This window comes from Pseudomonas sp. Bc-h (genome assembly GCF_002080045.1).
Lineage (GTDB): Bacteria > Pseudomonadota > Gammaproteobacteria > Pseudomonadales > Pseudomonadaceae > Aquipseudomonas.
Map to the genome: position 1 here is coordinate 167432 of NZ_MUIN01000002.1, position 15084 is coordinate 182515.

Annotated in this window: 9 protein-coding genes; 7 read left to right on the plus strand and 2 right to left on the minus strand. The window is 59.8% G+C overall.

Features of this window, described 5'->3' with window-relative positions; all coding sequences use genetic code 11:
- Positions 1-58: 58 nt before the first annotated feature.
- Positions 59-3631, minus strand: coding sequence for an indolepyruvate ferredoxin oxidoreductase family protein (locus BWR59_RS02880; protein WP_081564140.1), 3573 nt, complete (start codon positions 3629-3631; stop codon positions 59-61).
- 238 nt (positions 3632-3869) lie between these two features.
- Between BWR59_RS02880 and BWR59_RS02885 the strand changes: the two genes are divergently transcribed.
- The 3 genes from BWR59_RS02885 to BWR59_RS02895 all read left to right on the plus strand — a co-directional run bounded on the left by BWR59_RS02885 (position 3870) and on the right by BWR59_RS02895 (position 6829).
- Complete coding sequence (locus tag BWR59_RS02885; RefSeq protein WP_081564141.1) at positions 3870-4796, plus strand: zinc-binding dehydrogenase; 927 nt, start codon at positions 3870-3872, stop codon at positions 4794-4796.
- A 3-nt stretch (positions 4797-4799) separates the two neighbouring features.
- Entirely contained in the window at positions 4800-5711 is a 912-nt protein-coding gene (locus BWR59_RS02890) for a LysR substrate-binding domain-containing protein (protein WP_081564142.1), read from the plus strand.
- 89 nt (positions 5712-5800) lie between these two features.
- A complete protein-coding gene (locus BWR59_RS02895; protein ID WP_081564143.1) occupies positions 5801-6829 on the plus strand; it encodes an amidohydrolase family protein in 1029 nt (342 codons plus the stop codon).
- 47 nt (positions 6830-6876) lie between these two features.
- On the opposite strand, the gene BWR59_RS02900 is transcribed toward BWR59_RS02895, so the two are convergent.
- Complete coding sequence (locus BWR59_RS02900; RefSeq protein WP_081564144.1) at positions 6877-7722, minus strand: SDR family oxidoreductase; 846 nt, start codon at positions 7720-7722, stop codon at positions 6877-6879.
- 434 nt (positions 7723-8156) lie between these two features.
- Between BWR59_RS02900 and BWR59_RS02905 the strand changes: the two genes are divergently transcribed.
- The 4 genes from BWR59_RS02905 (at position 8157) to BWR59_RS02920 (ending at position 15075) form a co-directional block, all read left to right on the plus strand.
- On the plus strand, positions 8157-9818 hold the full coding sequence (locus tag BWR59_RS02905; RefSeq protein ID WP_081564145.1) for a DUF1302 family protein: 1662 nt from the start codon (positions 8157-8159) through the stop codon (positions 9816-9818).
- 30 nt (positions 9819-9848) lie between these two features.
- A complete protein-coding gene (locus BWR59_RS02910) occupies positions 9849-11213 on the plus strand; it encodes a DUF1329 domain-containing protein (protein ID WP_081564146.1) in 1365 nt (454 codons plus the stop codon).
- Between the two features lie 217 nt (positions 11214-11430).
- Entirely contained in the window at positions 11431-12498 is a 1068-nt protein-coding gene (locus tag BWR59_RS02915; protein WP_081564479.1) for a YCF48-related protein, read from the plus strand.
- 69 nt (positions 12499-12567) lie between these two features.
- Positions 12568-15075 carry an MMPL family transporter gene (locus BWR59_RS02920; protein ID WP_081564147.1) on the plus strand — a complete coding sequence of 836 codons (2508 nt, stop codon included), beginning with the start codon at positions 12568-12570 and terminating at the stop codon, positions 15073-15075.
- The last annotated feature ends 9 nt before the right edge of the window (positions 15076-15084 follow it).

Sequence of the window (15084 nt, forward strand, 5' to 3'; positions counted from 1 at the left end):
GAACTGTGGACTGTGAATAGACACCAGACGGCCTGCTGACCGCCTGGCGCAGCTTGGCTTACAACTGGGTCACGCGAATCCGTGCCGGCTGCACTTCGATCACCGCGCCCGCACCTGCGGTTTGCGCGTCACCGCCATGCCATTGCTCCAGCAATACGGCAAGACGCTGCCGCGCATGGGTCAGATAGCGCTCTCGTACGGGGCCAAAGCCACGCACTGCGTCAGGCAGGCTTGCGAGTGAAACGGCGAGTTCCAGATTGTCATTGCTCAGCTGGTCAAGTAGCTCGTCGAGGACGGACTCGTAATCGGCCAGCCATTGCAGTTCGACTTTGCGTTCGTGGGTACGAGCAAAAGGGTCGAGCCAGGTGTTGCGCAGAAACTTGAGTCCGGCCAGCACCTTGAAGCCCGTCATCATCCAGGGCCCGTAACTGCTTTTTTTCGGTGCCAGACCATCGACCACCTTGTGCAGCAGTGGTGGGGCGAGGTGAAACCGCAGACTGTAATCACCTTCGAAACCCGCTTGAACCTTCTTCAGGAAATCGCCGTTGCTATACAACCGCGCGACTTCATATTCGTCCTTGATCGCCAAGACCTTGAAGTAATCACGAGCCACTGCTTCGGTCAGTACGCCGGGTTTGCCCGTCAGCGCAGTTTCGGCCTGAATGAAGCGCTCCACGCCCTTACGATAGCGGCTGGCGTAAGCGCCATTCTGATAGTTCGTGAGGTAATCGACGCGACGCTCGATGCGTTGTTCGAGGGTTTGCACCACTTCACGATCGGTTCCCTGCACCTTGAGTTTTTCCAGCCGTGAAACCAGGCGCGGCATATCCACTGCAGCGCGCCGGCCCCAGAGAAAAGCCATGCGATTGAATTCCACCGCCGTGCCGTTGAGTTCGATGGCTTGCATCAACGCCGGCTCTCCCACAGGAAGCCAGCCTTTCTGATAGGCGAAGCCGAGCATGAAGGTATTGGTCGCGATGGAGTCGCCCAGCAAGGCGGTGGCCAGCTCACTGGCATCGATGAACACCGTGCCCTGTGCGCCCACGGCCTCGCTGATTTGCCGGGACATGTCGGATGTACGAAACACCGGGTCGGGATGGCTGAGCAGGTCGCCGCTTTCAGCCTGCCTGGCGAAGCTTCGCACGAATGCGCTGGTCACGCTCTGTTCGGAGTTGATCAGCGCATGGGTCACTCCCTGACGCAGTTTGACCAGCGTTTCGGCATTGGCGCTTACCACCAGATCGCAGCCGAGCAGCAAGTCTGCTTCGCCCTCGGCAATCCGCGGCGCATAGAGTTGCTCCTGACGTTCGGCAATGCGGATGTGCGACCAGACTGCGCCACCTTTCTGCGCCATGCCTGCCATGTCCAGATTCAGCACGCCTTTGCCCTCGATGAACGCCGCCATCCCCAGCAAAGCGCCGATGGTGACGACACCTGTGCCGCCAACCCCCGTCACCAGAATGCTGTAGGGCTGATCGAGCGGCTGAGTCAGCGGGGCAGGCAGTGCCCACTGCTCTTCCGCGCTGCTGGCCAGAGCCTTGGGTTTGCGCGGCTTTGCGCCTTCCACGGTGACGAAGCTCGGGCAAAAGCCCGAAAGGCAGGTGAAATCCTTGTTGCAAGACGATTGGTCTATTTCCCGCTTGCGTCCGAACTCGGTCTCCACCGGTACTACCGACATGCAATTGGATTGACTGCTGCAGTCGCCGCAGCCTTCGCATACTGATTCGTTGATGATCACTCGACGCGCCGGATCGGCGAACTTGCCGCGCTTGCGCCGACGACGTTTTTCGGCAGCGCAGGTCTGGTCGTAGATCAGGGCGGACACGCCAGGGTATTCACGAAGCTGTTGCTGGATTTCATCCATGCGTTCGCGGTGGTAGACGGGCACATCCGCGGCGAGGTCGGTAATGTCCTCGTAGCGCTCGATCTCGTCGGTCACGACGACGATTCGCTGCACACCCTCGGCGGCGAGTTGACGGCTGATCCGGGAGACACTCAAGGTGCCGTCGACAGGCTGCCCGCCGGTCATGGCCACTGCGTCGTTATAGAGAATCTTGTAGGTAATCGGCACTTTCGCCGCGACGGCTGCACGAATCGCCAGCAATCCCGAATGGAAATAGGTGCCGTCGCCCAGGTTGGCGAATACATGAGGCGTACGGGTGAACGGCGCCTGGCCGATCCACGCGGCACCTTCGCCGCCCATCTGGCTGAAGGTCTGGGTCTGCGGATAGATCCACGCCGCCATGTAATGACAGCCGATGCCAGCCAGCGCGCGGCTGCCGTCGGGGACCTTGGTCGAGGTGTTATGCGGGCAGCCAGAGCAGTAATGGGGCACACGCTCCATCAGGTTGGCGGGGGCGCTGCAATTTGCCAGTTGCGCATCCAGTACCGCCAGCCGCACCTGCAGCGGGCCGCTCTGGTGAACGCGCAATATGCGTCGCGCCAGGGCGCGAGCGATCTGCGACGGCGTGAGCTCGCCCACGGCGGGAAGCAACCAACCGGTATGGGGCAGGCTCCATTCGCCTTTGTCGTCGAATTTGCCAACGATGCGCGGCCGAACGTCTTCGCGCCAGTTGTAGAGTTCTTCCTTGAGCTGATACTCCAGCAAGTGGCGCTTTTCCTCCACCACGATGATCTCTTCCAGTCCTTCGGCGAAGTGCCGCACACCCTCGGCGTCCAGCGGCCAGATCATCCCTACCTTGTAGACCCGTAGCCCGATCTGTTGGGCGAGGGCATCGTCGATACCCAACATCTTCAGCGCCTGACACACGTCCAGATAGGACTTGCCGGAGGTGATGATGCCGATCCTGGGTTTCTCGGCGTCCATGACCACCTGGTCGAGCCGGTTGGCACGCGCGTAGGCCAGCGCTGCATACAGCTTGTGTTCCAGCAGGCGTTTTTCCTGAGCCAGTGGCGGGTCGGGCCAGCGAATGTTCAAACCGCCCTCGGGCAGGGGAATGTCCGGAATGACCGGCTGCACCCGGTCCGGGTCAAGGTCGACAATGGCGGCGCTTTCTACGGTATCGGCTACCGCCTTCAACGCCACCCAGCAACCGGAGTAGCGCGACATGGCCCAGCCGTGAAGTCCGTAGTCCAGATACTCCTGCACGCCGGAAGGCGCCAGCACCGGCATCATCACCGCCTTGAATACGTGCTCGGTCTGATGAGGCAGGGAGGAGCTGCGCGCTCCATGATCGTCGCCAGCCACCGCGAGCACCCCGCCGAATCGGGAGGTCCCTGCAGCGTTGGCATGGCGGAACACATCGCCGCAGCGATCCACTCCCGGCCCCTTGCCGTACCACATGCCGAACACACCATCGTAGGTCGCGCCTTCGAAAATGCTCACCTGCTGGGTGCCCCAGACCGAGGTCGCCGCCAGGTCTTCGTTGACGCCCGGATTGAAGACAGTGTGGTGGGCCTTCAGGTGATCGCGAGCCTTCCATAATGCCTGATCGAAGCCACCCAGAGGGGAGCCACGGTAACCGGAAATGAAGCCGGCGGTGTTCAGGCCATTGGCGAGATCGCGCTGGCGCTGCATCAAGGGCAAGCGGACCAGCGCCTGAACGCCCGTCAACAGAACCTTGCCGGTGAGCTGGACGTATTTGTCTTCCAGGGACGGTGTTGCGGACATGGCGTTCTCCGGTCTTGTTATCTGCCTGCCTTCGAGGGCAGAGCTGTTGTGGCGCCGAGTCTGGCAACGGGGGCGCGGATCGTAAAATCACAAAATTGCACCGGCGCTATTTGAAAAACCGATACCTGAAGCCAGGTACCTAACGTAACGCATTAAAATATGAGACACAATCACGAAATCTGTTCTACTATTTCGTTCGAATCGATTGCTGACTACAACAACAAGAGGAGTCCGATCCATGCGAGCTGCTGTCATTCACGAACGCAATGCCCCACCTGTCGTCGAGGATTTTCCCGAGCCACAACCCCAGGACGGTTGCGTGCTGATCGATATAGACACTGCCGGGCTGGGTGGCTGGGATGTCCTTGGCGCCTACCGGCTGGGCGTCAGCTATCCCTGTGCCATTCGAGGCGAAGGCGTCGGTTGCACGGTAGATGGCAAGCGCGTGTACTTCGGAGAACGTTCGGTGCAGCCATTCGGCGCCTGGGCAGAACGCACCCTGGTGCCGATCGAAGAGGTCTGGAACGTACCGGACGACGTGGATGACAAGACTGCGATCAGCATGGGCATTGCAGCGACAGGTGCGGTCGTGCCTCTGGAGCTGGCGAACATTCAGAAAGGCGAAAAAGTATTGATCCTGGGCGCGACCGGAACCCTGGGGTTGATTGCCTTGCAACTGGCACGGCTTCTGGGTGCCGGGCGCGTCGTGGGTGCTGCCCGGTCCGCTGAAGCCTTGGCGGGGCTCAAGTCCCGAGGGTTCGCCGATGAAGTCGTACGCCTTGGAGGGGACGATGACAGTGCTGCCTTGAAAGACGCGGCGGACGGCGGCTTCGACGTGGTCCTGGATCTGGTGTGCGGTCAACCGCTGCTGTCGTCGCTGAAAGCCACCAACCGTGGCGCGCGGATCATGACGATCGGCACCGGTGCCGGACGCAAGATCGAACTGGACATCGCCGACCTGCTGTTTCGCAACCTTTCCTGTATCGGCACCGGTCAACGACCTCCGGCGGACCGTCAGCAGATCTGGGAGCGTCTGCTGCGCACTGCGCGGGAACAGCAGATTCACGTCGATTACGCTGACTACACCCTGGAGCAGGCAGATCAGGCCTGGGCCGATCAGGTCTCAGGTCCGCACGCCAAGATCACTGCGCGGATTCGCGGTTGACGGATGGCGCGAACCAGCGACGTCTCCCTGCGTCAGTTGCGCTACTTCGTGGCCGCAGCCGACGCGGGTCAGTTCTCTCAGGCAGCATTGAGGGTTCACGTGTCGCAATCGGCGGTGACCGCCGCGGTGCTGCAACTCGAAGAGGTTCTGGGGGTAAGTCTGTTCGATCGGCTGCCTCATGGCGTCGCGCTGACAGCCGAAGGGCACAAGTTCGTGCAGCATTCGCGGCATATTCTGGAGACGCTGCAAGACGCCTTGAGTGAACCGCTGTTCCTGAGCCATGCCATCGCCGGGAGCCTGCGGGTCGGAGCGTCGTATACGGTGCTCGGCTATTTTCTGCCGTCGTTGCTGGCAAGGTTCAAGCGCAGCTATCCGCAGATTGAAGTCGATCTGCTGGACCTTGACCGCGTGAACATTGAAAGCGCTGTCGCCCAGGGCGACCTCGATCTGGGATTGACCATCGTCTCCAACACCCAGCACCTGCACGTTTTCGAACACCGCGTGCTGATCCGTTCACCCAGGCGTCTTTGGCTTTCGAACCAGCACCCCTTGGCGAGCGAGCCCTTACCCCGTTTGGACGATGTCGCGGAGCATGCGTACATCCTCGCCACGGTGGATGAGGGGGAGGTGTCCACCGAGCGTTACTGGCAGGAAAAAGGCCTGACGCCCCGGGTCGCGTTTCGCACCTCATCCATGGAAGCGCTGCGCGGGTTGGTGGCCCATGGATTCGGGGTGACGATTCTATCCGACATGCTCTACCGGGCCTGGTCGCTGGAGGGCAAGAAAATCGATATCCGCCCGCTGGCCGACGCGGTTCCGCCCATGGAGCTCGGGTTGATCTGGCACCCCCATAAAAGCCTGAGCGAGCCGGCGCAGGCCTTCCGGCAATTTTTGATCATGGCCTGCACCGGTTGACCTTGACGTCCTTGTTCGGTAACTGCCCGGCGCTGCAATGCCGGGTATCAACCGTGAGCCTGGATCATTACAACAAGAAGGAGAAGACGATGCTCATTGATGTCCATGCACATTTGCTCACCAAGGGAATGCTCAACCAGCACGAATTCTGGGGGCCATTCATGAAGACTCAGGGCCTGACCGTGGGGCATTTCTCACTGGGCACCAAACAGCCCGCCAAGGCCGCCACGGACGAAGAAGCGGAGGCCAATCTGCTTGCCAGGATGACCCATGCCAGCCGGCGGGCACTCATGGCCGAGCGGGGCGTCGACAAGCTGGTGTTGTCGACGCCTTCCCACGCGTTCATGTATTGGGCTGGCGAGTTCGGCTCCGAATACGCGCGAATCTGCAATGACGAGATCGCAGCGTTCTGTCGCGCCGATCCAGAGCATTTCGATTTCTGGTGCCACGCCAACATCGCCGAGCCCGAGACCGCAGCTCGGGAAATCGACCGTGCGGTCAGGGTCCTGGGTGCCAAGGGCGTCTGCGTGGGAGGCGCCAATTTCAACGGGCTTGAAGCCCACGACGAGAAACTGTTTCCAGTCTGGGAAAAACTGTCCGAGCTTGATGTGCCGATCATGGTCCACGGATACAACCAGTCGATCTGGCTGGGCGAGCGTCATACGCAGGACAAGTTCGAGACCAGTTCGATCGTCGGCGATTGCGTGGATGAGACCCTGTTCTTCTGGTACTTGATCAATGGCGGTGCGCTGGACGTGTTCCCCAAGCTCAAAACCTACATCACTCACGCGGGCGGTATGGCGGTGTTTCAACTGGGGCGGCTGAGCGAGCTGAATCGGGCCATGGCACCGGACTCAAGGAATAAACGTCCGCTGATGGACTACATGGATAACTTCTACTTTGACCTGGACGTCCATGCCCCGGCGCTGCGTCGCGCCGTGGCAGAAGTGGTGGGCAGCCACCGACTGCTTTACGGCACCAACTTCGGCGGCGCATACGATCATGGCGACCTGACAGAAGGCCTTGGGCTGAGCCAGGAAGAGCGTGAACGCATTCGCAGCAGCAACGCGATAGAGCTACTGAAATTGGGCGTGCCCGCCCCGGTGATCCAGGCATAAATGCGCCATTGCGAGCCGCGCCGACGCGGCTCGTTCCCCATCAGGGCTTATTGCCGATCGGCATTGCGTGCCTTGATCATGGCGGCGAAGTCACGCTTGAGCTGAGGGAAGTAGGCTATCTGTCCGCCCATCCCCCCGGCGATATCGATCGAGGCCGCACTGATGAAACTCGCGTACTCGCTGGCCAGAAACAACGCCATTCCGGCGACATCCTCAGGCTTGCCATAGCGTCCGAGAGGGACGACTTTCATTACCATTGCGTCGAATTCCTCGCGGCTCACGCCCGGGCCCATTTCCTTGTAGTGACGGTCCCATTGGCCGGTGTCGATCCAGCCCATGTTCAGGCTGTTCACCAGAATGTTGTCCTTGGGCAGCGACATGCCGAGGGTTTTCGACAGCGCGATGCAGGACGCCCGGTTGATCACCGACGGGATGCCGTCCGGTGTCGGGATCGCGCCGGCCAGCGCATTGATTTCGATGATTCGTCCCCATCGCTGTTCACGCATATGCGGGACGACCGCCTGGACGAAACGAAAATGGCCCATCTGCAGCACATTGGCGTGCTCGAGAATGGCTTCCGGTGTGAGGGTGTCCAGATTGCCGCCGCGTCCCTGGCCGGCGTTATTCACCAGCACATCGACCCCACCCCACGCCTGCACCACCTCTGAGACGAATGCCTGGACTGCAGCTGTATCGGTGACATCCACGGCCCTTGCGATAACGCCTTGCGCCTGCGCCGCCAGAACCTGGCCCGCTTCATTGACCGCTTGTTCGCTGCGGGCGCAGATCGCAACACGGGCCCCCTCGGCGGCGAAGGCTTTAGCGATTGCCACGCCGATGCCTCTTGAACCACCGGTGACGATGACGCGTTTGGCGCTTAGGTCGATATTCATCAAATTCTCTCTTTTTGTAGTGGTGTGTCGAATTTCGCCTCGAAGGGCAGGCTAGAGCTTGTCTGGCTGAAGCGATTAACTGTCCTTGCAGCGGAAATGCCTGGATACATCCGCATCAAAACTTTAATTGAACATTAATAACTATTGTGTGCAGTATTGCGTCTGCAGCGGCACTGTGCAAGGTAGGGAAGGGGGAAGCTGAACGATTCCTCTTATTCTGTATATAGAACGTGAATCTTTATGTGGAATTTCAGGATCAGATCATTTACCTTGAGTTTCAGCTGACGAGGTAGCGGTAAACAGAGGTGATGCAAACCTCAGTAGCCAATCGTCCGGCCTGAGATGGAAAAGCGATCTATCCTCCGGAGCAGAGCGCGAAGCAGCAGGCCTGGACGCACATAAACGACTGAAAATAAAAATAAAAGGTAGTTTGTATGAAAGAGATGACCAACCGGGGTCGCTGCGCGCTGACCCATGGTGCTATCACGCTGTTGGTGCTGGGATGCGGACAGTCTGCGTTGGCCGCTTCCTTTGACCTGCCGAACCCTGACTACCGCCTGCGCTGGGACAATACGCTGCGCTATAACCTGGGCATGCGTACCGATGGGCAGAACGGTCGCATCATGAACACCCCCAACTACGATGAGTCCGACGGCAAGTTTGATCGGGGCGATGTTGTGACAAATCGCCTGGATGTGTTAACCGAAATCGACTTCTCTTACCTGAACGACTGGGGCGCGCGTCTCAGCGCGGCCGGTTGGTACGACCAGGCTTATCACGACGACGACGTCAAAAGTAACGTCGCCGGCTACGCCACCAGCTATCAAAACGATCATTACAGCGGCGAAGTGAAGCGCTATGTGCGCGGGCCGTCCGGCGAGATCCTCGACGCCTTTGTCTGGCGCAACTTCAACATTGGCGACACCCCGGTCAACGTAAAGGCAGGCCGTCACACCAACTACTGGGGTGAAGGCCTGTTGTTCGGTGCTCATGCGGTTTCCTATTCCCAGGCGCCGAGCGACGGCGTGAAGGCCGCGACCAGTCCAGGTATCGAAACCAAGGAAGTGTTCCTGCCGGTCGGCCAGGTTTCCGCCAAGGCCCAGGTCTCGGATCGGTTGTCTGTGGCGGGGCAGTACTTCTATGAGTGGGAGCCGACCCGCATCCCATACGGCGGCACCTACTTCGGTGGGGCAGACCCCCTGTTCGAAGGGCCTGACCGCCTGCCTCTGGCAGCCAATGGCGCGGTGTTTCAGCGTCAGAATTCGCGCTTCGGGCGTGACGGGCACAACTGGGGTGTGATGGCCAAGCTCAACGTAGAAGAGCTGGAATCTACGTTCGGCGCTTACTACCGTGAGTTCGACGACTACCAGCCGTGGCTCGCTCCGCAGGTTAAAGCAGCCTCAGGTCTGTACCGGGTGGTTTATCCACGCGGGGTCAAACTGGCCGGTCTGAGCTTCTCCCGGGTGATCGATACAGTGGCAGTCGGCAGTGAACTGTCCTACCGCATGAATGGCGCACTCAATGCCACTGGCGTAAGCGCCGTGGACAACGAAGGCCCACGCGGCGACACCTTGCACTTCATCGCTAACGCCGTGTATGGCGTGCCGCGTAACTTCATTTCCGATAACGGCACGCTGGTAGGCGAATTCGCTTACAGCCATCTGCTGCGCGTGACCGAACACGATGAGTTGTACAAAGGTGTCGGCAACGCCGCCTGTACCAATGCCCGCACGCCGACCATCGCAGGTTCGGGTAGTGAATCGGACGGTTGCTCGTCGAAGAACTACTACGCCGTAGCTGTCAACTACACCCCGCAATACCTCTCTATCTTCCCGTCGTGGGACCTGGATGTGCCGCTGACCGTCAACTACGGCTTGCATGGCAACGCCCCGACAGCAGGTGGTGGTAACGAAGGCGCGCTGTCCTATTCGGTCGGCGTGAAATTCACCTACGCGCAACTGTATGAGTTTGGCCTGCGTTATGCAGACACCGACGCGCGCTCGAAAAACCTGGCCAATGGCACGGTCGCCGGTAACGGTAACGTCGGCGGCACCGACCGCGGCTGGCTCGCTTTCACGTTCAAGACCTCATTCTGACAAGTCCAATAAGAATCGGAGTAAGTGTGTATGAAACGACAACTTGCCTTATCCCTTGTGCTGACGGGATTCGCCACATGCAGCATGGCTGCGGTTCCCGCCAATGAAGCCGCGGAAATCGGTAAGACCCTGACGCCGTTCGGTGCCATTGCGGCGGGCAACGCCGATGGCAGCATTCCGGCCTATACCGGTGGTTTGACCAGCATTCCGGCAGGTTTCAAACCGGACAGTGGCTTCTGGGTAGATCCATTCAAGGACGAGAAGCCACTGTTTCGAATCGACTCGAAAAACGTCGACAAGTACGCCGACAAACTCAGCGAAGGTCAAAAGACGCTGCTGAAGAAATACCCCGATTACTATCTGGATATCTACCCGACTCACCGCACCACTGCCTATCCAAAAGCGGTGCTGGACGCCACTGCGCGCAATGCCACTGCTTGTCAGATCCAGAAGGACGGCCTGGCGGTCGATCCCGCGTGCCGTGGCGGTCTTCCGTTCCCCATTCCCAAGACCGGCAACGAAGTCATGTGGAACCAGCAGGTTCGCTACAAGATCGGCACGGGTTACTCGACCACGTCTTCATCCAACAGCTGGGTGGTCGACGCCAACGGCTCCATCACCAAGACCGCAGAGCAGGCCACGTTCGAGGAAACGCCGTACTACCAAGTCAACCAGGCGGACCGCGACCCGTTGATGTATGCCCGGGTGTTCTCGCGAAACGACTACCCGGCTCGCCGCTCCGGGGAAGTGGTGATGCTTCAGGACTTCCTCGATCCGGGGTCCAAGGCCCGCCGTTCCTATAGCTATTCGCCAGGCCAGCGTCGGGTAAAACTGGCCCCGGAATTCAACTTCGACACACCGGTAGCCAGCCAGGGCGGCGTTACCCTGTTCGACGAACTGCAGATGTTCTCCGGCAGCCAGGACCGCTTCGATTACAAGCTGGTCGGCCGCAAGGAAATGTACATCCCGTACAACGCTTACAAGTTCTACTTCACGGCAAAACAGGACGATCAATTCAAGCCGCATTTTGCCAATCCGGAGAATGAGCGCTGGGAGCTGCATCGGGTCTGGGTGGTCGAAGCCACGCTCAAGCCAGGCATGCGCCATGTCTATGGCAAGCGCACTTACTACCTCGATGAAGACACTTATGGCGTAGGTCTGTACGACGCGTGGGACAAGAGCGGAAGCCTGTATCGCGCGATCTTCCTCAGTGGCGTTCAGCTCTACGACAAGACCATCCCGTACAACGTCAAGAACGTCGTCTATGACTTCAACAAAGGCATGTACGCATTGCTCAACGACGGTCTGAAAGGCGGTTACAAGTTCGTCGACAAGCCGCTGAACGAGCGCGACATGAACATGGAAGCCGTGGTTGCTCGGGTTACGCAGCGCTGAGAAACAGACGGTTCTGCCATGAAAGCCAGCCCGGGTGCGTTTCACTCTCCCGGGTCTTTCGATCGAGCCGTTGAGCAATGCCATCGGGCGACCATTCAAGGTCGTCCGCATGAGGACAATAATAATGATCAGCCGTGAACCTCTTAACCATCGCAACCTGTCGCGGGCCGGAGCAAAACCGGCGCTTGCGTGTTTCACCGCTGTTCGAACTTGCCTGATGACAGCCTGTTTGATGGCGGCCACGCACTCGGTACTTGCGGCTTCGACCAGCACGGTCAGCGAGGTGCTGGATGCTGCGGCACAGTCGGTCGACGAGCGTTTGTCGGTGCCAGTGCTGTCAGTGGCCAGAGTTGGCGATGCGCTCATTGCAGTTGGTCCCCATGGAGTCATACAGCGCTCCATCGACGGTGGCCAGAGCTGGAAGCAAATGCCGAGTCCTGTCTCCAGCGATCTGGTGCAAGTGCGCTTCGTCGATGATCGCAATGGCTGGATCGTTGGTCATGATTCGCTGGTGATGCACAGCAGTGATGGCGGCCAGAACTGGAAGGTCCAGCTGGACGGCCGTAGTTTGCTCAAGCTGTTGAACGACTACTACCAACCGCTTGCCGACAAAGGCGATGACGAAGCCGCCAGGGTGCTCAACGAAACCGCTACCGCCAGTAGCAGTAGCGCAACGCCGGGAGTCCTCGCAGCACCTTTGCTCGATGTACTGTTCGATGACCACGGCAATGGCTTCGTGGTCGGTGCTTTCGGCATGGTGCTGCACAGCACTGACAATGGCGCTCATTGGCAACCCTGGGTGGAGCGAAGCGACAACGACCCGCGCATGCACCTCTATGGCCTCGCGCAACGCAACGGCGTTTTTTACATCAGCGGTGAACAGGGTCTGCTGCTCAAGCAAGACGTCGCCGCAGAGCGATTCACCCATGTCGAGCTGCCGTATGCCGGCACTCTGTTCGGCGTGGCTGCGCTGGACGACCTGCTTCTGGTTCATGGTTTGCGCGGCAACTTGTACGCCAGTCGTGACGACGGCCAGCAATGGCAGAAGATCGAGACCGGTATCACCTCAAGCCTGGTGAGCATCGTCAAGCAGGGCGATCGATGGCTGGTGGTCGGGCAGGGCGGTGAACTCGCGAGCCTCGATCGCAAGGCACTCACAACTGGCAAGTTGCGCGCCGCCAAGGGCGGTGAGGTCTACGGCGCCAGCGACAGCGGCAAACCGGGGGCGCTGGTGGTGTCGCGCTTTTCGGGCGCCAGGGTCGTGGAAATCGCTACGGCAGAGTGAGTCTGGCAACGCATTGCAATTGCAACGACAGCTGTCTGGCTGGCAAGCATCTTCAACGGGAACGCAGCGATGGTAGAGCAAAAGTACAACAGCGGAATGCCGGTGATCGCAGATCTCAAGGACTTCGACATGAAGTCCGGCGGGCTGCTGGAACGGGTCATCTTCAATAACCGTATTCCGGTCATCATCGCCTGCGTGCTGGCGACACTGATTCTCGGGTTCTTTGCGACCCGACTGCAGGTCAACGCCAGCTTTGAAAAAATGATTCCCAGCGCCAGCCCCTATATCAAGAACTACCTGACCTATAAGAGCGAACTCCCAGGCCTTGGCAACACGATCCGGATCGTCGTCGAGAACAAGACCGGCGACATCTACGACCCTGAGTATCTCCAGGCGCTGCAGAAGGTCAACGACACGCTGTTCCTGATTCCCGGCGTCGATCGTTCATGGATGAAATCCCTGTGGATGCCCATCGTTCGCTGGAAAGAAGTCACCGAGGAAGGCATCGAAGGCGGTGCCGTGATGCCGGCCGACTACAATGGCAGCGCGGCCTCCATCGACAAGCTGCGCCAGAACATTGCGCGGGCGAACATCATTGGCAACCTGGTGGCCAACAACAGCCAGTCGAGCATGATCGTCGCCCCTTTGCTCGAGACCAACCCGCAGACTGGCGGGCCGTTGAATTACGGCGAATTCTCGACGCAGCTTGAGAGCCAGATCCGCTCGCTGCAAAGCGACAAGATCGGCATTCACATCGTCGGGTTCAGCAAGCTGGTCGGTGACCTGATCGATGGCCTGTACGCGGTGATGATGTTCTTTGGTGTGTCGGTGGTCATCGCTGCACTGTTTGTCTATCTCTACACCCGCTGCCTGCGCAGTACGCTGTTGCTGGTGGGCGTAGCGATCGCCGGGGTGATCTGGCTGCTGGGCCTGATGGAATTGCTGGGGTATTCGCTGGACCCGTATTCGATTCTGGTGCCATTCCTGATCTTCGCCATCGGCCTGTCACACGGCACGCAGAAGATGAACGGCATTCTTCAGGACATCGGTCGTGGCACCCACAAATACATCGCCGCGCGTTATACCTTCCGCCGCCTGTTCCTGACCGGCCTGACCGCGCTGTTGACCAACATCGTCGGCTTTGCAGTGCTGGTCATCATCGATATTCCGGTGATTCGTGACCTGGCGCTGACCACCAGCATCGGCGTCGCGGTGCTGATCTTCACCAAATTGCTGCTGATCCCCGTTGCGCTGTCCTACCTGGGCGTCAGCCAACGCGCCGCGCGCATCGCCATTGAGAAAGACCGCGCCGGTGAAGCGAACAAAGGTGTGTTGGGCAGAATCTGGCGCGGGCTCGACCGCTTCACCGAGCGTCGCTGGGCGACCCTGGTCATCGCGGTATCGCTGCTGGTCACGGCAGGTGGCAGCGCGGTGATGATGCATCTGAAGGTGGGTGACCTCGACCCGGGGGCGCCGGAGCTGCGACCGGATTCACGCTACAACCAGGACAGCGCCTTCATTTCGAAAAACTATGGGCTCTCCAACGACCAGTTCGTGGTGATCATGACCACGCCCGAGGACAGTTGTCGCCTTTACCCGGCCCTGCAGGCCATGGATCGCCTGGCCTGGCGTTTGCGGCAGACTCCAGGAGTGCAAACCACAAGCTCGTTGCCTGAGGCCGTGCGCTTCATCACCTCGGGCATGGCCGAAGGCAGTGGCAAATGGCTCACCATCAGCCGTGACCAGGCGATTACCAACGCCTCTGTGGACGCGGCGATGATTTCGCAGCCTGGCATCACCAACCAGAAGTGCTCGGTAACGCCGCTGATTGCCTATCTGGCGGATCACAAGGCAGACACCCTCAACCGGGTGCTCACCGTGGCGCAGGAATTCGCCGATCAGAGCAAAGCGTCCGGCGTTGGCGATCAGCCGCTGTTTCTGCTGGCGGCGGGCAATGCGGGCATCGAGGCAGCGACCAATATCGAAGTCGAGAAAGGCATCGTCACCATGTATTTCGCGGTGTATGGCGCCACGGCGCTGCTGTGCCTTCTGACCTTCCGCAGTTGGCGGGCAACGCTGGTGGCGCTGATTCCGCTGGTGATGACCACGATCATCTGCAAGGCCCTGATGGTCTGGCTGGGCATCGGCCTGAAAGTCGCGACGTTGCCGGTGATCGCCGTCGGAGTAGGGGTCGGTGTCGACTACGCGCTGTATCTGTTGAGCGTTCAACTGGCGGTTCAACAGCGCGGTGGTTCGCTGGCCACGGCCTATCGCCGTTCGCTTGACTTCACCGGCCGCGTGGTCGCGTTGATCGGCCTGACCATGGCGGCGGGCGTCATTACCTGGGCCTGGTCGCCGATCAAGTTCCAGGCGGACATGGGCATCCTTCTGACCTTCATGTTCCTGTGGAACATGCTGGGTGCGCTGGTCCTGATTCCAGCACTGTCCCATTACCTGCTCAATCCCGGAGCCGGCAACGACGCCGAGCTCCAGCAGAGCGATGCCTTCGACGCTGCACAGCCGCTATTGCCCAAGGACCGTCCCAGGGCATCTTCAACCGCTGTCGTCGCTCACTGAGGCACCGTT

Bases quoted from the DNA above. Each gene is read 5' to 3' on its own strand.
- BWR59_RS02880 (WP_081564140.1), bottom strand. From the start codon at position 3,631: ATGTCCGCAACACCGTCCCTGGAAGACAAATACGTCCAGCTCACCGGC.
- BWR59_RS02885 (WP_081564141.1), top strand. From the start codon at position 3,870: ATGCGAGCTGCTGTCATTCACGAACGCAATGCCCCACCTGTCGTCGAG.
- BWR59_RS02890 (WP_081564142.1), top strand. From the start codon at position 4,800: ATGGCGCGAACCAGCGACGTCTCCCTGCGTCAGTTGCGCTACTTCGTG.
- BWR59_RS02895 (WP_081564143.1), top strand. From the start codon at position 5,801: ATGCTCATTGATGTCCATGCACATTTGCTCACCAAGGGAATGCTCAAC.
- BWR59_RS02900 (WP_081564144.1), bottom strand. From the start codon at position 7,722: ATGAATATCGACCTAAGCGCCAAACGCGTCATCGTCACCGGTGGTTCA.
- BWR59_RS02905 (WP_081564145.1), top strand. From the start codon at position 8,157: ATGAAAGAGATGACCAACCGGGGTCGCTGCGCGCTGACCCATGGTGCT.
- BWR59_RS02910 (WP_081564146.1), top strand. From the start codon at position 9,849: ATGAAACGACAACTTGCCTTATCCCTTGTGCTGACGGGATTCGCCACA.
- BWR59_RS02915 (WP_081564479.1), top strand. From the start codon at position 11,431: ATGACAGCCTGTTTGATGGCGGCCACGCACTCGGTACTTGCGGCTTCG.
- BWR59_RS02920 (WP_081564147.1), top strand. From the start codon at position 12,568: ATGGTAGAGCAAAAGTACAACAGCGGAATGCCGGTGATCGCAGATCTC.